This is a genomic window from Ruegeria sp. G5 (genome assembly GCF_056533365.1).
This window is the reverse complement of sequence record NZ_JBQFOK010000003.1, coordinates 77,440-95,048: the sequence shown is the minus strand read 5'-3', so window position 1 is coordinate 95,048 and position 17,609 is coordinate 77,440. Positions and strand designations below refer to the sequence as shown.

Annotated in this window: 16 protein-coding genes; 8 read left to right on the top strand and 8 right to left on the bottom strand. The window is 54.9% G+C overall.

Translation table 11 applies throughout. The features are described from left to right. Window positions 1-79: 79 nt before the first annotated feature. The 5 genes from ACR0BD_RS06455 to ACR0BD_RS06435 form a co-directional block, all read right to left on the bottom strand. Window positions 80-721 carry a GNAT family N-acetyltransferase gene (locus ACR0BD_RS06455; RefSeq protein ID WP_480699781.1) on the bottom strand — a complete coding sequence of 214 codons (642 nt, stop codon included), beginning with the start codon at window positions 719-721 and terminating at the stop codon, window positions 80-82. 193 nt (window positions 722-914) lie between these two features. After that, on the bottom strand, window positions 915-1,859 hold the full coding sequence (locus tag ACR0BD_RS06450; RefSeq protein ID WP_480699782.1) for a substrate-binding domain-containing protein: 945 nt from the start codon (window positions 1,857-1,859) through the stop codon (window positions 915-917). Window positions 1,860-1,903: 44 nt separating this feature from the next. Beyond that, window positions 1,904-2,911, bottom strand: coding sequence for an ABC transporter permease (locus ACR0BD_RS06445; RefSeq protein WP_480829509.1), 1,008 nt, complete (start codon window positions 2,909-2,911; stop codon window positions 1,904-1,906). Then, window positions 2,908-4,434, bottom strand: a complete 1,527-nt coding sequence (locus ACR0BD_RS06440; protein ID WP_480699784.1) for a sugar ABC transporter ATP-binding protein — start codon at window positions 4,432-4,434, stop codon at window positions 2,908-2,910. The genes ACR0BD_RS06445 and ACR0BD_RS06440 overlap by 4 nt, the downstream gene beginning before the upstream one ends. Before the next feature lie 41 nt (window positions 4,435-4,475). Further along, window positions 4,476-6,029 (bottom strand): UxaA family hydrolase, encoded by a 1,554-nt coding sequence (locus tag ACR0BD_RS06435; RefSeq protein WP_480829508.1) that lies wholly within the window; start codon window positions 6,027-6,029, stop codon window positions 4,476-4,478. Window positions 6,030-6,112: 83 nt separating this feature from the next. Between ACR0BD_RS06435 and ACR0BD_RS06430 the strand changes: the two genes are divergently transcribed. The 8 genes from ACR0BD_RS06430 to ACR0BD_RS06395 are packed head-to-tail and all read left to right on the top strand — an operon-like array spanning window position 6,113 to window position 13,398. Beyond that, the gene (locus ACR0BD_RS06430) at window positions 6,113-6,850 is read left to right on the top strand and encodes a GntR family transcriptional regulator (protein WP_480699786.1); all 738 of its coding nucleotides are present in this window, start codon (window positions 6,113-6,115) and stop codon (window positions 6,848-6,850) included. Continuing rightward, a complete protein-coding gene (locus ACR0BD_RS06425; RefSeq protein ID WP_480829507.1) occupies window positions 6,847-7,899 on the top strand; it encodes an aldo/keto reductase in 1,053 nt (350 codons plus the stop codon). The genes ACR0BD_RS06430 and ACR0BD_RS06425 overlap by 4 nt, the downstream gene beginning before the upstream one ends. Further along, window positions 7,889-8,317: an L-fucose mutarotase gene (gene fucU, locus ACR0BD_RS06420; RefSeq protein ID WP_480829506.1), complete on the top strand. Its 429-nt coding sequence runs from the start codon at window positions 7,889-7,891 to the stop codon at window positions 8,315-8,317. The genes ACR0BD_RS06425 and fucU overlap by 11 nt, the downstream gene beginning before the upstream one ends. Beyond that, the gene (locus tag ACR0BD_RS06415) at window positions 8,314-9,144 is read left to right on the top strand and encodes an amidohydrolase family protein (protein WP_480829505.1); all 831 of its coding nucleotides are present in this window, start codon (window positions 8,314-8,316) and stop codon (window positions 9,142-9,144) included. Before fucU ends, ACR0BD_RS06415 begins: the two co-directional genes overlap by 4 nt. A 1-nt stretch (window position 9,145) precedes the next feature. Next, the gene (locus ACR0BD_RS06410; RefSeq protein WP_480829504.1) at window positions 9,146-10,258 is read left to right on the top strand and encodes a fumarylacetoacetate hydrolase family protein; all 1,113 of its coding nucleotides are present in this window, start codon (window positions 9,146-9,148) and stop codon (window positions 10,256-10,258) included. Between the two features lie 13 nt (window positions 10,259-10,271). Continuing rightward, the gene (locus ACR0BD_RS06405) at window positions 10,272-11,774 is read left to right on the top strand and encodes an aldehyde dehydrogenase (NADP(+)) (RefSeq protein ID WP_480829503.1); all 1,503 of its coding nucleotides are present in this window, start codon (window positions 10,272-10,274) and stop codon (window positions 11,772-11,774) included. Between the two features lie 7 nt (window positions 11,775-11,781). Further along, the gene (locus tag ACR0BD_RS06400; protein WP_480829501.1) at window positions 11,782-12,537 is read left to right on the top strand and encodes an SDR family oxidoreductase; all 756 of its coding nucleotides are present in this window, start codon (window positions 11,782-11,784) and stop codon (window positions 12,535-12,537) included. 18 nt (window positions 12,538-12,555) lie between these two features. Continuing rightward, window positions 12,556-13,398 carry a fumarylacetoacetate hydrolase family protein gene (locus ACR0BD_RS06395; RefSeq protein WP_480829500.1) on the top strand — a complete coding sequence of 281 codons (843 nt, stop codon included), beginning with the start codon at window positions 12,556-12,558 and terminating at the stop codon, window positions 13,396-13,398. A 94-nt stretch (window positions 13,399-13,492) separates the two neighbouring features. On the opposite strand, the gene phnY is transcribed toward ACR0BD_RS06395, so the two are convergent. The 3 genes from phnY to psrA form a co-directional block, all read right to left on the bottom strand. Beyond that, window positions 13,493-14,941 carry a phosphonoacetaldehyde dehydrogenase gene (phnY, locus tag ACR0BD_RS06390; RefSeq protein WP_480829499.1) on the bottom strand — a complete coding sequence of 483 codons (1,449 nt, stop codon included), beginning with the start codon at window positions 14,939-14,941 and terminating at the stop codon, window positions 13,493-13,495. A gap of 13 nt (window positions 14,942-14,954) precedes the next feature. After that, entirely contained in the window at window positions 14,955-16,199 is a 1,245-nt protein-coding gene (phnA, locus tag ACR0BD_RS06385; RefSeq protein ID WP_480829497.1) for a phosphonoacetate hydrolase, read from the bottom strand. 73 nt (window positions 16,200-16,272) lie between these two features. Next, the gene (gene psrA, locus ACR0BD_RS06380; RefSeq protein WP_480829496.1) at window positions 16,273-17,400 is read right to left on the bottom strand and encodes an iron-containing alcohol dehydrogenase PsrA; all 1,128 of its coding nucleotides are present in this window, start codon (window positions 17,398-17,400) and stop codon (window positions 16,273-16,275) included. Window positions 17,401-17,609 lie beyond the last annotated feature (209 nt).

Here is a 17,609-nt window from a genome sequence, read left to right as displayed (position 1 = left end):
TAGGCGCCAGATGGCCCCAGTGGTCAGCATAACGCAAAAATTAAATTTTACGACTTCTGGTGAATTTGTCGGCATCCCGTTACGTGTCTGGTGCCTGAGGTGGCCATGACCACCCTCCCGATGCCGTTGTCCCAAACGTGACAACCATGTCCGACGAAAGCTCTGCCGCTAACGTAGCCCTGTGCTTAAACCAATCGTCTTTTAGGACACCAACAACCATCATATCGTGGAATTGGCCATCCGCGAACCAAGCCTGACGCATTGTGCCTTCGACCTTGCAGCCAATCCGTGCAACCAGATCGCGGCTGCTGAGGTTGTCTGCCCTGTAGTAAGACGTCAGTCGGTTTAAGCCTAATTGCCGGAATGCAAAATCAACCACCATGGCAGTCGCCCTGATGCCGACGCCAAGTCGACGTGCTGATTTATGCATGAATAGCGCAACAATGGCGTCCCGGTTGATGTTGGATATTGCGTCAAGCCCGGCCAAGCCCAAAACCTGACCTTCGCTGGATTCTACAACAAACCAGCATTTGCAGCCGCAGCCATCAGACGTGAATGCGTCTTTCCAACTGTCTTCGGTCTGGAGTTGGTTTAGCGGAACCCGAGATGTCCGATCAAATAAGGCTAGGTCCTCGACGTCTTGAAACCAAGGCGTCAAGGTTTCCAAATCCGCCTTTTCCATCGGGCGCAATCGATATGCGCTTTTGATGTTGTTCGTCACAGAAAAATAAACCTTTTAATAAATTTATAATATCTCTGAATGAACACTAGCACAAAGTTTACGCATTTACGAAGTATCAATCCGATTGCCTATGTGGCTCGGCAAACTCTGGCGCGAATTTCGTTTTAGAGGACCTCCAAACAAAAAACCGGCCCGCCCGAGGGCGGACCGGCAAAGCGTGAGTGGTTAGGATTTAGTCGTACAGAACCGCAGAGATCTTCGGATCGTCGATGTTGGATGCATCATAGTAGAAGAATCCCGTGTCGATCAGCGCAGGTACTTCCTCGCCCTTCATCGCAGCGACGGCTGCTTTGACGGTTTCGTAACCGATGCCAACGGGGTTCTGAGTGATCGCGCCGGCCATCAGCCCGCTTTTGATCGCGTCCTTCTGGGCTTTGCCGCTGTCATAACCAATGATGACCAGACCTTCTGTACCCAATTCCTGGACACCGTTAACAACACCGATGGCCGAGCCTTCGTTGGTGCCAAAGATGCCGTTCAGATCCGGGTTTGCGGTCAGAATGGCTTTGGTGACTTCGGTCGACTTCAGGTGGTCGCCTTGACCGTACTGAACGGTGACGACTTCGATGTCCGGATACTTCTCGGCGATGCGGTTAACAAAACCATCACGGCGGTCGATACCTGTACGGCTGGTTTGGTCATGTGCAACAACGGCGACTTTGCCTTTGCCGCCAAGCTTTTCAGCCATTTTGTCAGCAGCCAGACCAGCCGCAGCCAGGTTGTCGGTGGTCGCGGTCGAGACCGGGATGTCACTGTCTACGCCGCTATCGAAGGCGATGATCGGAATACCCTTTTCGTTGGCCTGCCTCAGCAGCGGGATCGCGGCCTGGCTGTCCAGTGCGGCGAAACCGATGGCTTTGGGATTGTTAGCCAAAGCAGCAGCCAGCATGTCGATCTGGCGGTCAACCATGGTCTCGTTGTCCGGGCCTTCGAATGTGATTGTGACGTCAAATTCGTCTGCTGCTTGTTCAGCACCCGATTTTACGGCCTGCCAGAACTGGTGCTGGAAACCTTTCGATACCAGCGGGATGTAGATTTCTTCAGCCGAGGCCATCGAGGCCGGTGCTGCAAGAGTGGCTGCGCTCAGCGCCCCCAGAATGAAACGACGTGAAAACATGATTTTCTCCTCCAGTTGGTCGTTTTGTCGTTGGTTTTGGTTGTTCAGCCTGACCTTTTCTTACGTGCCATGTCGGCATATACAGCCAGGATAATGATTGCCCCGGTAACAACGGTTTGCCATTCCTGCGCCACGGACAAGACCCGCAGTCCGTTTGTCAGGACGGCCATGATCAGCGCTCCGATCAACGTACCCAGAATGGTGCCGCGGCCACCGGCCAAAGATGTACCACCGATCACAACAGCGGCGATGGCTTCAAGTTCATATCCCAAACCCAGTGCTGGTTGGGCCGAGTTCAGCCGCGATGCGATCAGGATGCCGCCGATACCACAAATGCCACCGGCCAGAGCGTAGATGCGCATTTTCCACATGTCGGTATTCACACCCGACAAACGCACGGCTTCTTCGTTTGATCCCAGCGCAAAGGTGTAACGCCCCAGAACCGTACGACCCAGAATATAGGACGCTGCGATTGCCACCAAAAACAGTATCAGTACACCGTTCGGGATTGGCAAAGCCGGAAATATCTCTCCGATCAATGAGCCGCGCGAAATCTGGTCGAACCCGGGGGTGTCATTGAAATAGATCGGTCTTGTGCCGGAAATCACCAGCGACAGGCCCTTTAGGATCAACATCATCCCCAATGTCGCGATGAAGGGTGGGATTTTCATTTTTGCGACAAACGTACCCGAACACAGGCCGCAGAACGCGCCCGCTGCAATCGCAGCAGCAACGCCCAGCAGCAGCGGCATACCAAGATACGTGAGTACAACACCTGCGATAACAGCGCAGAAGGTCATCAATGTGCCCACCGACAGGTCGATGCCGCCAGTAATGATGACTAATGTTGCCGCAACCGCCAGTACCCCATTGACCGACGTTGCCTGCAAGATCGCGATCATGTTCGACGTTTGCATGAAGTTCGGTGAGGCAATTGAGAAACCGATCAACAGCGCGATCAGGCTGGCGAATGCCAGCAGCTTTTGGTACGCCCCGCTTTCCGACAGACCCGCGAGTGGCTTTTTCTTTTCGATGTCTGTTGCTGTGGTCATTGCATTGCCCCTGTAACCTGCATGGCCGCCGCGCGTTGGGTCGCCAAGTGCATGATGTCTTCCTGAGTGGTATCTTTTCCGCCGGGCAGAATGCCGGTCAGCCGACCCTCGCACATCACGGCGATGCGGTGGCTGAGGCGCATGATTTCCGGCAATTCAGATGAGATCACGATGATCGTCTTGCCCTGCTCGGCTAGATCTTCGAGTAGTTTGTAAATCTCGGATTTGGCGCCAACGTCGATGCCGCGTGTCGGTTCGTCAAAAATCAGTATATCGCAGTCACGCAGCAGCCATTTGGCAATGACTACTTTTTGCTGGTTGCCCCCCGACAAGAGGCGTACTTCCTGCACATCTGACGGTGTCCGGATCCCCAACTGGGCGATGTATCCTTTGGCTGTCTGGCTAATTTCGCTGTCGCTGAGGACACCGCCGGTTCCGGTAAACAAGTCCATGGATGCCAATGCGATGTTGTCTCGCACATTCATTCCGGTTGCGAGGCCGAAATGCTTGCGGTCCTCGGACAAATAGCCAATGCCTGCCTGCACTGCATCAGTCGGCGATTTGATGGAAACGGGTTTTCCGTGCACGCGAATTTCACCGCTGTCTTTCGGGTCGGCCCCAAAAATAGCTCGGGCGACTTCGGTCCGCCCGGCCCCCATCAGCCCGGCAAAACCCAAAATCTCGCCCTTTTGGACCGAAAAGCTGACGTCCTTGATGTCTTTGCCACGATTAAGGCCCTTAATTTCCAGCGAAACTTCAGCATCACCCAGATCTGGCACATCCAGTGGCTCTTCGTTGACTTCGCGACCGACCATCATGGCAATGATTTGGCTAATCGGTGTTTCAGCAGCGCCAACAGTGCCAACATATTCGCCATCACGCATCACGGTGACACGATCAGCAATCTGTTTAAGCTCATCCATTTTATGGCTGATATACACAATCCCGACGCCTTCGGACTTGAGCCTGCGGATGATAACAAACAGCTCGGCAATCTCTGCGTCGTTCAAGGCGGCGGTGGGTTCGTCCATCACCAGAACTTTGGAGCGGTACGACAAGGCCTTGGCGATCTCGACCATTTGCTGTTTGGCGATTGTCAGGCTGCCGACCAGCGCCTTTGGGTCCAGATTCAGGTTCATCGATGAAAAGATTTCGGCCGTTTGCGCGTTCAGAGCACCCTCATCCAGCCGACCGAAGCTTTTGCGGGGTTCGCGACCGATGAAGATATTCTGAGCAACCGTCAGGTCGTTCATCAGGCTCAATTCCTGATGAATGATGCCAATGCCAAGGTCCTGAGCTTCACGCGGTGTGGTCGGGCTGGCCGTTGTGCCTTCTATCTGCAGATCACCGCCGTCACGCTGGTAAATCCCTGAAAGGATCTTCATGAGCGTACTTTTCCCGGCCCCGTTCTCGCCCATCAAGGCGTGAACTTCACCCGAGAACAGATCGAACTGCACCGACTTCAGCGCGTGCACACCGGGGAAATACTTTTCAATCCCCGTCATTTCGACCAGTTTAGTCATTTCTCCTCCCAACGCCCCTTATCCCCTTGGGTTTGCGTGCATTACATTACTGCGCCGATTTGCCAGGGCACGAACTCGACGCCCCCAAAGCCCAGTTCCTCGCTTTTGGTTTTTTCGCCCGAAGCCACGCGGATCAGAATTTCGAACAATTCTTCGCCTTTGGCTTCGATGCTTACACCGTCGGTGACGATGTCGCCGCAATTCAGATCCATATCGTCGGCCATGCGTGCATACATTTCGGTATTTGTCGCCAACTTGACGCAAGGCGTCGGCTGATAGCCTGAGACTGAGCCACGCCCAGTCGTGAAGACAATGATATTTGCACCCGAGGCCACCTGCCCCGTGACCGAACACGGATCGAAGCCTGGGCTGTCCATAAAGACAAAGCCCTTTTTGTCGACAACCTCACCAAATTTGTAGACGTCCCGCATTGGTGCAGTACCGCCCTTGGCTACAGCACCTAGGGATTTTTCGAGGATGGTTGTGAGCCCACCGCGTTTGTTGCCGGGGCTGGGATTGTTGTCCATCTCGCCGCCGTTACGTTCGGTATAATCCTCCCACCAGTGGATGTGATCGATCAGTTTCTGACCGACATCAGGGGTCTCTGCACGGCGTGTCAAAAGATGTTCGGCGCCATAAACCTCTGATGTTTCCGACAGGATGGTGGTCCCGCCGTGCCGCACCAAAAGATCCGAGGCATAGCCCAAGGCAGGGTTGGCCGTGATGCCAGAATAGCCGTCCGACCCGCCACATTGCATGCCAACCGTAATCTCGCTTATCGGCGCAGGTTCTCTTTTGACCTGATTGGCAAGTTCTGCAATGCCCTTTACCTCTTCAAGGCCACGCTCGACCGTTCTGCGCGTGCCGCCTTCATTCTGGATGGTCATGTACCGCAGCGCGCCATCCTTGCGGATCGGACGTCCACCGACCAAGTCCGCGACCTGCATGACTTCACAGCCCAGACCGATCAGCAAAATACCCGCAAAATTAGGGTGCTGGGCGTACCCGGCCAAAGTGCGAAAGAGTGTGGCGTAACCTTCGTCACTGCCCGACATCCCACAACCGGTGCCGTGAACGATCGGGACGATTCCATCAACATTCGGGTAAGCGTCCAGCATGCCGGATTTCTCCGCAGCCTCGGCAATGAACCGCGCGACCGAACCAGAGCAATTGACCGTAGTCAGAATGCCAATGTAGTTGCGTGTTCCCACCTTTCCGTCTGCTCTGTGAAAGCCTTGAAAGGTTCTTGTGGACTCAACTTTGGGCAGTGGGCTGTTTGCGCTGGCATGCGCATAGTCCTGTTGATGCTCTCCCATACCCAGATTGTGCACGTGAACGTGCTCTCCGGGTGCGATGTCTGCTTTGGCCTGGCCTATGATTTGGCCATAACGAATTACGTTCTCGCCTGCTGCAATATTCTTCGTCGCAATTTTGTGCCCACGAACGATTGAACCGGTCAACGGAACAGGCACGCCAGAGGGCTGATCACCCGCCTGCAGCTCCTTCAACGCGATAACAACATTGTCATCGGGATTCAGCTTTACCGTATCGCGAGTCGCGGCCGGAGGGGTCTTTGTTTCTTGATCTGCTTGCATCGTTTTCCCGCTTGCTTGCGCTGATTGCTAAACTGCGATCACGCACTTGTCAACTAACATGTTAGTATGCTAGATCGGCGAACATGGAAAGACCTCAAGACATTGATGCACGTTTGTTGGGCGATATTTCTTCGACCGAAGGCTCTCTGGCGCACCGGGTTTATATGGTTCTCAAGAGGGCCATTCTGTCGCTTGACTTCCCGCCGGGCGCAAACCTCAGGAAAGCCCCAATTTGCGAAAGGCTGGGTGTGTCGCGCGCACCGGTAGCAGAAGCCATCGCCCGTCTGGATGCAGAAGGGCTGGTCGACGTTGTGCCGCAATCCGGAACGCGCGTGTCTTATTTTTCGATGTCAGAAATCCGCGAGGGGATGTTCCTGCGCGAGGCGCTTGAATTGGCAGCCGTTGCCAAAGTCGCACGTGACCTGACCGATGAGCAGCGCAAAAAACTAAGCCGCAACGTTCGCCTGCAAGGGCTGCTGGTTGAGGATGAAGATATCCCCGGCTTTTATCAGGCGGATGAAGAATTTCACTCGCTTTTGATGGACTTCACAGGTTTCAGCCGACTGTCGGATGTCGCGCAAACCGTTTCGCTGCAGGTCAGCCGGGCGCGCATGCTTTTGTTGCCTACGCCGGGAAGGGTTGCTGAAACTCTGGTCGAGCATCGCGCAATTTTAGACGCGCTGTTGGAGCAGGATGAGCGCGCCGCGCAGGACGCAATGCGGCACCATCTTGGACAACTCGCACCGCGACTTGACATTTTGCAGCAAGAAAAACCCGAACTTTTCAACATAAATATCCAACCCGCACGAGAGGCAGGATGAAAGTTTCCAGCACAGAACTTCTGAACAATCGAACGTCCCGACCTGTTCCGCTGACCCGAATGGGTTTTGGCGGAGCACCCTTGGGAAATCTGTACCGCAAAGTGTCAGACGAGGATGCGCAGGCCGCCCTGCAAGCGGCATATGATGCTGGTATCCGCTTTTTTGATACGGCACCTCAGTATGGTCTTGGGCGGTCCGAGGGTCGTTTCGGAGAAGCAATCGCTCGGTTCGGTCGTGAGAACATTCAGCTTTCAACCAAGATTGGTCGCTTACTATTGGATTGCGAACCTCATGAGGTGACGCCAGAGGCATTTGTCGACGTTCCTCAAAAACGCATTGTTTTTGACTATACCTATGATGGCGTCATGCGGTCATACGAGGCGAGCCGCGAGCGTATTGGCGTGGCCAATGCCGACATTTTGCTGGTACATGACGTCTGTGTCTTTAGCCAAGGCAGCCAGGAGATGTCTGACGCTAAGGTCCGCGAACTGTTCGATGGGGGCGGATACAAAGCGCTGGTTGAGCTGCGCGAAGCCGGCGAAATTGCGGCGATCGGCGCGGGTGTCAACGAATGGCAGGTTTGCGAAAAACTGTTAGGTTTGGGCGATTTTGACGGCTTCCTGTTGGCAGGCCGCTATACGTTGCTTGAGCAAGAAGCGTTAGACAGCTTCCTTCCCCTTTGCGAAAAGCGAGATGTCGGGATCATTTTGGGCGGGCCTTACAATTCCGGCATTTTGGCGACGGGTGCCGTTCCTGGTGCCAAGTACAACTACGCTGACGCCTCCGAAGAGGTTCTGGTCCGTGTGCGCAAGATTGAGGCAGTGTGCAAAGCTCATGGCACCCCTTTGATTGCTGCAGCATTACAATTTGTTCTGGGACACCCAGCAGTCAAAACAGTTGTCCCCGGTGCGGTGAACGCAGCCGAGGTACAGGCAAATGTGAACCTTTTGGACCGCGATATTCCTGCTGGCCTTTGGTCGGACCTGCGCAGCGAAGGGCTAATTCGCCCCGACGCCCCTTTACCGTCGGAGACAGCTTATGCTGCGTAACATCAATCCGCTTCTGTCGCCGGACCTGCTCTATGTATTGCGGGCTATGGGCCATGGGGATGAGATCGTGATCGCCGACGCGAATTTCCCGGGTTCGAGCACAGGTCCAAAATGCGTTCGTGCCGATGGATCTTCGGCCAGCGACATCTTGCAAGCCGTGCTGTCGGTTATGCCATTAGACAGTTTTGTGCCGGATCCAGCTTTGACAATGCAGGTCGTCGGTGACCCCGATGCCATTCCAGAGGCCGTGGCGGATTTCCAGCGCATCATCGATGCCCAAGCGGACAATCCGGCCCCGGTCCAAGGGCTGGAAAGATTCGCGTTTTATGACAGGGCTGCCACTGCGTTCGCCATCATTCAGACGGGTGAGCGTCGCTTGTATGGAAACATCATTTTGAAAAAAGGCGTCATTGAATGAAGATCGACGCGCACCAGCATTTCTGGTCACTGGCCAGAGGTGACTATGGTTGGCTGACCCCTGAACTCGCCGGCATTTACCGGGATTTTGCCCCTTCTGATCTTGCGCCGTTGCTAAACGCGGCAGGGATCGAAGGCACCGTTCTGGTGCAGGCCGCACCCACAGTGGCCGAAACTGAATACATGCTGTCCCTGGCCGACCAGGAACCCTTTATCAAAGGTGTCGTCGGGTGGGTTGATTTCGAAGCCAGCGACGCGCAGGAACAGATAAAGGCCATGTCAGGACATTCAGCCTTGGTTGGCCTTCGTCCTATGATTCAAGACATTGCTGATCCGCTTTGGATGCTCGGCGATCAATTGACACCTGCCTTCACGACGATGCAGCAAGTTGATCTGACGTTTGATGCGCTGACGTTGCCACAGCATTTGGTCCCGTTGCGCCAGTTGCTGGCACGTCACGCCGAGTTGCGCGTGGTGATCGACCACGGCTCCAAGCCGGTTATCCGGGACGGGTTGATTGATGAATGGGCACGGGACATGGCTGTACTGGCCAAAGAAACGAATGCCTATTGCAAGCTATCGGGCCTGGTCACTGAGGCGTCATCAGATTGGAAAACAGACGACCTGCGCCCCTATGTTCAGCATTTGTTGGACACTTTCGGCCCCAAGCGTTTGATCTGGGGCAGCGATTGGCCTGTGTGCACGCTCGCCAGCAGTTACGAACGCTGGCTGGACACGACAGAAACGCTGCTTAGCGAACTGTCGGAAAATGAACGCAAAGCGGTTCTGGGCGGCAACGCAGCCCAAGCCTATAACCTCAGGAACTGAAATGACTGATTTGAAATTGGATTCCGAGGGCCTCTGGCTCGGTCGTGTCGAGCGTCCGGGTATTGGGCCATGTGTCGTGACCCTGCGCGATGGCGTACTTGTTGATATCACCGCCAAGGCAGGGCCCACCGTTCGGGATATCCTCGAGATGGAAAACTCCGCCGATTATGTCCGCAACGCACCCGGCGAGGACTTGGGCTCTTTGAACGAAGGTCATGCGTGGCTTGCCCCGTGCGATTTGCAATCGGTCAAGGCATGTGGTGTCACATTCGCTGGATCAATGGTGGAACGTGTCATTGAAGAACAAGCCGCCGGAGATCCTGCAAAAGCCAAAGCCATCCGGGACCGCATCGGAGAGCGTATCGGTGACAGCTTGTCCAATATCGTTCCCGGTTCCGAAGCTGCAGCCCAAGTAAAAGATGCGCTGATTTCCGAAGGGTTATGGAGCCAATACCTTGAAGTTGGAATTGGCCCGGATGCCGAGGTGTTTTCAAAGGCGCAAGTCTTGTCCTCGGTCGGTTTGGGTGCCGACGTCGGGTTGCACCCGATTTCCACATGGAACAACCCGGAACCCGAAGTTGTACTGGCGGTCACCTCAAAAGGTGAAATCAAAGGGGCAACACTGGGCAATGACGTGAACCTGCGTGACGTCGAAGGACGCTCGGCTTTGTTGTTGAGCAAGGCAAAAGACAACAATGCGTCCTGCGCCATCGGTCCGATGATCCGCTTGTTCGACGCAACCTTTGATCTGGACGATGTCCGCAATGCCGAGTTGACGCTGACTGTCACGGGTGAGGATGGGTTTGTGCTGAACGGCCAGTCATCGATGTCTCAGATCAGCCGTGACCCCGCTGATCTTGTCCGCCAAACGATCGGCCGGCATCATCAGTACCCTGACGGGTTTATGCTTTTCCTGGGTACGCTTTTTGCACCAACTCAGGACCGGGATGTGCCGGGGGGCGGGTTCACCCACAAACTGGGGGACCTTGTCACTATTGCAAACGGTAAGCTGGGGGCGCTGACCAACACCGTGCGCCTGTCCACTGAATGTCCTGAATGGAACTTTGGGGCGTCTCATTTGATGCGAAATCTGGCCCAACGCGGCCTGCTGTAAGGAAGACCAGACAATGCTAACTGGAAAGCACTTGATCGCCGGCGAATGGATCGGCGGTAGCGAAACTTTTGAGTCCACGCCTGCCCACGGCCCCAGCCATGCGTTCTGTGTCGGAACTGCGGCGGATGTGGATGCAACAGTGCAAGCTGCAGAAACAGCCTTTGCCACATTCGGCTGGTCTACGCGCGCTGAACGCGCCGCTTTGCTGCGCAAGATCGCCGATGAAATTGACGCGCGCGGCGATGCGATTACGGAAATTGGATGTCAGGAAACTGGTCTGCCAGAGGCGCGGCTGCAAGGTGAGCGGGGGCGGACAGTCGGGCAATTGCGCCTGTTTGCGGACCATATCGAAAAAGGCGATTACCTTGACCATCGTCACGACGCGGCCATGCCCGATCGTGCCCCCCTGGCCCGCCCTGATCTGACAATGATCCAACGCCCGCTTGGGCCGGTTGCCGTGTTCGGCGCGTCGAATTTCCCGTTGGCATTTTCTGTTGCCGGTGGTGACACTGCCGCTGCTCTGGCTGCAGGTTGTCCGGTCGTCGTTAAAGGGCACCCGGCACATCCAGGTACCGGCGAAATCGTAGCGCAAGCGATTGACGCGGCCATCAAAGCGACTGGTAATCCGGCAGGTACGTTTTCACTGGTTCAAAGCGATGGGATCGAAGTGGGAACTGCCTTAGCCCAACATCCGCTGATCCGCGCGGTAGGCTTCACCGGTTCGCTGCGCGCGGGGCGTGCTTTGTTTGATCTGTGTGCGGCGCGACCTGAACCCATCCCATTTTTCGGCGAGCTAGGGTCAGTGAACCCAATGTTCTTGTTGCCGGGTGCGCTGGCTGCACGGGGCGCAGAAATCGGTGCAGGCTGGGCTGGCTCGTTGACAATGGGTGCCGGTCAATTCTGTACCAATCCGGGAATAGCCGTTGTTATGGACGGACCCGATGCAGACGCCTTCCAAGCCGCTGCAGAGGCTGCGCTTAAGGATATCTCGGGTCAGACGATGCTGACGGCTGGCATATCCGAGGCATACCGAAAGGGTGTGTCTCAGATGGCTGCGCAGCCCGGCGTTACTCAGACAGTTGCGACCGATAGCGAACCACGCAGTGCGTCGCCAAACTTGTTTGTGGTGTCGGGCGACGATTGGCTTGGCAACTCGGCGCTGCACGAAGAGGTGTTCGGCCCAATGGGTATCGTGGTGCGGGTGCGGGACGCCGATCAAATGCAACAGACGGCGCAAGCGATTGAAGGGCAGTTAACCTGCACCTTGCATCTCGATGATAGCGATACTGACCTTGCCCGCCAGTTGGTACCTGTTCTGGAACGGAAAGCGGGACGTTTGCTGGCCAACGGTTTCCCGACTGGCGTCGAAGTGGCCGATAGCATGGTGCATGGCGGCCCCTACCCCGCTTCCACGAATTTTGGCGCTACGTCCGTGGGCACGTTGTCGATCAGGCGTTTCCTGCGCCCGGTTTGCTACCAAAACCTTCCAGCGGCCTTGCTGCCTGAACAAGTTTGAGGGGCACATGGGAGATATAAAACCGTCCGGTCGTTTGGCCGGGAAAACTGCCTTAATTACGGCGGCTGGTCAGGGGATCGGCCGTTCCACGGCGGAATTGTTTGCCGCGGAAGGTGCAACAGTTTTTGCTAGCGACATCAACGATGCCAGCCTGGCGGAATTGGAAAAGATCGAGGGCATCACAGCGCTAAAGCTGGATGTTACGGACGCTGACGCAGTTAAAGCCGCTGTCGCAGGCCTTCCGCCATTGGACGTACTGTTCAATTGCGCAGGATATGTTGCGGGTGGTTCGATTCTTGAGTGTGATGAGAAAGACTGGGATTTCAGTTTTGATCTGAACGTCAAGGCAATGTATCGGCTGATCAAGCTTGTCTTGCCCGCAATGTTGGAAAACGGCGGGGGTTCGATCATCAACATGTCTTCGGTTGCATCTTCGATGAAAGGTGTTCCAAACCGATTTGCCTATTGCGCGTCCAAAGCGGCTGTTATTGGCCTTACCAAATCTGTTGCTGCGGATTTTGTTACCCATGGCATCCGGTGCAACGCGATTTGCCCCGGCACGGTAGACAGCCCCAGCTTGCATGACCGGTTGCGCGCAACCGGAGACTATGAACAAGCAATGACCGATTTCATCGCGCGGCAGCCGATGGGCCGGATTGGGACGGCTGATGAAATTGCGGAACTGGCCCTATATCTGGCCAGTGATGCCAGCAAATATACCTCGGGACAGCCATTTGCTATCGATGGCGGCTGGACCATTTGATCCGAAAAGGAAACTGAAATGAAACTGCTACGCTTTGGGCCTGCTGGTGCTGAAAAGCCGGGGATTCTGGACAATGAAGGGACAATCCGGGATTTGTCGGGTGAAATTCAGGACATCTCGGGCTCTGCTCTGAGTGATGAGGCGCTGTCAAAGCTGCGCGCCCTTGATCTGTCCAGCTTACCCGCAGTGGACGCGGGCACGCGCATCGGGGCGTGTGTTGGCCAGGTTGGCAAGTTCATCTGCATCGGCTTGAACTATGCTGACCACGCAGCAGAAAGCGGGATGGAGTTGCCCGCAGAACCTGTGATCTTTTTCAAAGCGACATCGGCCATCATTGGTCCGGACGATACGGTTGAAATTCCGCGTGGCTCGGTCAAGACCGATTGGGAAGTTGAGCTTGGCGTCGTGATCGGGAAAGAGGCCAAATATGTCTCAGAAGAAGACGCCCTTGACCACGTGGCGGGCTATTGCGTTGCAAACGATCTTTCCGAGCGTGACTTTCAACTGCATCGCTCGGGCCAATGGGTCAAAGGCAAATCAGCTGATACTTTTGGCCCAATCGGCCCGTGGTTGGTGACACGTGACGAGGTCGCTGATCCGCAGAACTTGCCGATGTACCTTGAGGTCAATGGGCATCGCTATCAGGACGGGTCGACAAAGACGATGCATTTCGGCGTTGCCACAGTGATTTCACACCTGTCTCAATTCATGTCGCTGCAGCCCGGGGATGTGATCTCGACCGGAACACCTCCGGGTGTTGGTATGGGTCAAAACCCGCAAACCTATTTGAAAGCTGGTGACAAGATGGAGCTGGGTATCGAAGGTCTTGGCGTACAGCGTCAGGACGTCATCCAAGGGTAATAACCCGCCTGGTACCGTTACTGCAAAGCCCGGCCATTTCTGGCCGGGCTTTTTTTAAGCCTTAGTTTACTTCGCAGTCTCTTCTAGGCCGCGATCACCCCGGCCAAGGCAGAGAATAAGTCTTGACGTTAGTAAAGAACTTCATCGCCTCGATCACGCCTTCTTTTACGCCATTCCCACTGTCTTTGATGCCCCCGAACGGTGACATTTCAATGCGATAACCGGGTTGCTCCCAGATGTTGCAGGTGCCGACATTCAAGCCGTTGATGAACGCTATCGCACGGTTCAGATCATTGGTGCACACGCCCGAAGACAAGCCGAACTCAGTTCCGTTCGAGATTTCCATAACCCTCGCATCGTCATCGGGAACCCGTACGATCGGCACGATCGGGCCAAACGTCTCTTCCATGACCAGTTCGCTGTCATGGGGCACCCTGTCGACCACGATCGGCGGCAGCAGCGCGCCTTGACGACCCGGGTGATAGAGGATTTCTGCGCCTTCTTTTTCGGCCATGAAGACACGTTTTTCGAACAGCTCGGCAGCATCGGCATGGATAACGCAACCCAGTTGCGTGTCAGGGTCCTGAGGATCACCGACGCGAATGGCTTTCGCCTTTTCCAGAACGAGCGGTACGAATTTATCTGCGACACTTTCTTGCACCAATATGCGTTTGATGGCGGTGCAGCGCTGACCAGAATTACCCGTTGCCCCGGCAACTGCGATTGTGGCGGCTTTTTCAAGGTCGGCATCGCTCAGGTCATTCAAGACGATCAGAGGATCGTTTCCACCCAATTCCAGCGCTTGCCGTTTGTACCCGGCTTTGGATGCGATCATCTTACCCACAGGCACACCGCCGGTGAAGGTTATGATGTCGATGTTTTCATTGGTGATCATCTCGTCACCAATGTCTTGCGGCCAGCCTGTGACAACCTGGAACATCTCGGGCGGCAAGCCAGCTTCGTACAGAATATCTGCCAGCGCGAGCGCTGTCAGAGGTGTCAACTCGGTTGGTTTGCACACCATACAATTGTTTGTCGCGATAGAGGGCGCAATCTTGTGGCTGACCATGTTCAGCGGATGGTTGAACGGTGTGATCGCGCTGATGGTCCGTACGGGTTCGCGCTTGGTGAAAATTTTACGCTCTTTACCGTTATGGGTCAGGTCGCACGAAAAGATCTCACCATCATCTTTCAATGCCTCTGCAGCAGCAAACTGATAGACATCCTGCGCGCGTTTGGTTTCATAAATCGAGTGCTGATGACAAATACCCAGTTCAAGCGTCAGCCATTTTGCCAAATACTCTCGTTTCTCACCAATCAGCTCACCGGCCCGTTGCAGGATTTGGCTCCGTTCATAGCGAGTGAGCTTAGGTGTATAATTGGCCGCAATTTCAAAGGCTTTACGCGCATGTTCGGCGGTGCCGGCAGGTACGGTACCGACAACTTCGTTGGTATAGGGGTAGTGAACGGGAACGGTCGCGTCGGTAAAGACAACCTCTCCACCGATGCGCATACCTTCGTGGCGAATGTCGGATGTGTTCATGATACCGTCCATCTTACAGAGCTGCCGCAGTTGTCGCATAGAAAAACGCGTCGAAGTTGCGTAGTTCAGGTGCGTTGTTCAGATCAATCACGCGATTAACGATAAATGGGACTTCCTGTTCCGTCAGTCCACCATGGCTGCGCAGTGGCTCTTTCAGGGCTGCCAGATCATGACGATCGGCGGATGTGCCGATGGTCATGTTCTCTCCGGATATCATGACGATGTCGCCGATGCGATCTGCCGGCAGCTCAAAGCGTTTGATCGCTTCTTGCTTATCCACGACAAGGATCATGTCGTCGATTGCATCCAGTTTGGCCATGATATCGGCGCAATCTGCGCCTTCCGGCAGATAAGCGGTGGCGAAGGAACCCAGCGCCCCGTGGTGGACGACATAGGGGTCGGTAATAGGTAGAATGACACGGGCGGCGTCCTTGCCCAACCACTCATCCATCAGGTCCTGCGCATAGATGACGTTCGGGGTGCCGTCTTCGCTGTGCTTCGGCTTCATCCCGTGGTCAGCCGTGATCACGATGGCTGCACCTAGTTCGTCAAGCTGAGCTAGGTATTTGTCGAACATGGCATAGAAATCCAGCGCTCCTTGCTGATCGGGGGCGAACTTATGCTGGATGTAATCTGTCGTCGAAAGATACATAATGTCCGGCTTGAATTCCTTCAGCAGCTTTACACCTGCGGCGAACACAAATTCAGACAGCTCAGCAGAGTACACTTCTGGAACCGGCATGCCCAACCATTCACTGGCGTTGGCGATACCATGTTCGGCAGTGGTCGTTTCACCCGAACGCTCTGATGAGAATGCGACCGCGCGGTCTTCGTCAAACCGCAGGCCCGCGCCGAGAAGAGCACGCAGTTTGTCTTTGGCCGTAACCATCGCCACCCGGTAACCGGCCTCGTAGAATTGTGAGAAAATGGTCGGTGCGCGCAGGAAACGAACATCGTTCATCATCACTTCGTCCCCGGTTTCAGGGTCGATCAGGTAGTTGCCGCAAATTCCATGTACGATCGGTGGACGACCCGTTGCGATGGACAGGTTATTGGGGTTCGTAAAAGACGGAATGACCGAATGCGCCAAACGGTCTGTGCCGGTTTCACGTATGCGTTTCAGCGTCGGCATCAGGCCTTTCGCGATCGCCACATCCAGATATTCCGGCTCGCAGCCGTCCAGACAGATCGCGATCGCGGGAACTTTCGGCGTTGGGTAGACCCGTTCATTCGCGGAAATCGGGGTTTGAAGTGTCATTGGTTGATCCTTGCGTATTGATCCATGCCAATTCAGGCTTGGTGAATTCTCAGTTCGTTGTTTGGGGATTGCCTCAGGCAACCTTGGACTTTGCAGCGTCGTTGGCTTTTAAAGTGGTCAAAAAGACTTCTTTGTTTCCAATGAAGTTTTTTCCGCGTTCACCGGCAAAAGCTTCATCTATGATCTTGGTCCTTTCGGCATCCGAGACGCCGTAGTCGGCAAACCGGGTTGAGATACCCAATCTGGTCAGAAAAACCTCTAACTCGTCTGCGGCCACCAATAGGTCTTCTCCGAAAATCTCATGCAGCGCGGCTTCGCGGAACCCTCCAATGCCAGTCACCGATTTCAGAATGAGGGGGAGTGTGAAAGAACAAGCGATCCCGTGTTGAACCCCCCAGCCCAGAGTTATCGGATAGGACAGATTATGGGCGATGGCGGTTTTCGTGTTCGAAAATGCAAGCCCTGCGCTAAGGGCTGCTTCTGCCATCAGCGTTCGCAGAGCCAGGTTCCCCAGATCGCTTAGCAACTCTGGTAAAGTGTTCAGGATGGTGCGCGCAGCAAAGACGGCATGTCGCGCCGAAACTGGATTTGCGTTGACGTTCCAGATGCTCTCCAGTGCATGTGACAACGTGTCCAAACCTGTTGCAAGCGTTAACCCATAGGGTTTGTTCACCATCAACTCGGGGTCAATGACAGCCGTTTCTGGATAAAGATTGGGTTGGGCCAAAGAATACTTCAAACCGCGTTCTTCGTCCCACACGGTTGCCCAACAGGTAACCTCGCTTCCGGTTCCAGCTGTGGTCGGAACCGCGATGATCGGAATGGCCGAAAGCCGTTCCGCACCCGCCTTGGTTTCCAGAAAGGTTGAGACTTTTGCGAAATCACCACCGGCGGCGGCGAAAACCTTGGCTGAGTCAATGACCGATCCGCCGCCCAGAGCGACGATAACCTCAACCTCATTCAGGAGCCCGCTAAACCGGGCGCATTGGTCACTCAGCAACCGATAGTCGGGGTTGGGCGCGACATCATCTATGACAATAGCGGCCTGACCCATCGCTTCTTGCAAACGGGCCGTGACGTTACGAAATGGGCCATCAGGATATGTGACCAAAGCATATCCCCTGCCGCCGACAAGACGCGGCATCTCAGCGATGGTTCCGGCGCCGAATACGGTGCTGACCGGGTTCGAGTAGGTCCACATAGCAGCCTCAAATGAGTCGATTGAGCTTCGATTTGGCGGCAACTTGTAGCAAATCTGTATATAGGTCCAATTCATTGTTTTGATAAAACCTATTGGTTTGCTCTATATTTCACCGTAAGATCGCCGCCCAAGCGAAGTGTGGATTAACATCGTTTCAATTTTGCAAAGCCACTTGGAAAAATGCCGCTCAGTTTGTATTTTGGATACAA

Coding starts and splice junctions, on each gene's coding strand:
- ACR0BD_RS06425 (WP_480829507.1), top strand. CDS start 6,847: ATGAAAGTTTCCAGCACAGAACTTCTGAACAATCGAACGTCCCGACCT.
- ACR0BD_RS06440 (WP_480699784.1), bottom strand. CDS start 4,434: ATGACTAAACTGGTCGAAATGACGGGGATTGAAAAGTATTTCCCCGGT.
- ACR0BD_RS06405 (WP_480829503.1), top strand. CDS start 10,272: ATGCTAACTGGAAAGCACTTGATCGCCGGCGAATGGATCGGCGGTAGC.
- phnA (WP_480829497.1), bottom strand. CDS start 16,199: ATGACACTTCAAACCCCGATTTCCGCGAATGAACGGGTCTACCCAACG.
- psrA (WP_480829496.1), bottom strand. CDS start 17,400: ATGTGGACCTACTCGAACCCGGTCAGCACCGTATTCGGCGCCGGAACC.
- ACR0BD_RS06445 (WP_480829509.1), bottom strand. CDS start 2,911: ATGACCACAGCAACAGACATCGAAAAGAAAAAGCCACTCGCGGGTCTG.
- ACR0BD_RS06395 (WP_480829500.1), top strand. CDS start 12,556: ATGAAACTGCTACGCTTTGGGCCTGCTGGTGCTGAAAAGCCGGGGATT.
- ACR0BD_RS06415 (WP_480829505.1), top strand. CDS start 8,314: ATGAAGATCGACGCGCACCAGCATTTCTGGTCACTGGCCAGAGGTGAC.
- fucU (WP_480829506.1), top strand. CDS start 7,889: ATGCTGCGTAACATCAATCCGCTTCTGTCGCCGGACCTGCTCTATGTA.
- ACR0BD_RS06410 (WP_480829504.1), top strand. CDS start 9,146: ATGACTGATTTGAAATTGGATTCCGAGGGCCTCTGGCTCGGTCGTGTC.
- ACR0BD_RS06435 (WP_480829508.1), bottom strand. CDS start 6,029: ATGCAAGCAGATCAAGAAACAAAGACCCCTCCGGCCGCGACTCGCGAT.
- phnY (WP_480829499.1), bottom strand. CDS start 14,941: ATGAACACATCCGACATTCGCCACGAAGGTATGCGCATCGGTGGAGAG.
- ACR0BD_RS06400 (WP_480829501.1), top strand. CDS start 11,782: ATGGGAGATATAAAACCGTCCGGTCGTTTGGCCGGGAAAACTGCCTTA.
- ACR0BD_RS06450 (WP_480699782.1), bottom strand. CDS start 1,859: ATGTTTTCACGTCGTTTCATTCTGGGGGCGCTGAGCGCAGCCACTCTT.
- ACR0BD_RS06430 (WP_480699786.1), top strand. CDS start 6,113: ATGGAAAGACCTCAAGACATTGATGCACGTTTGTTGGGCGATATTTCT.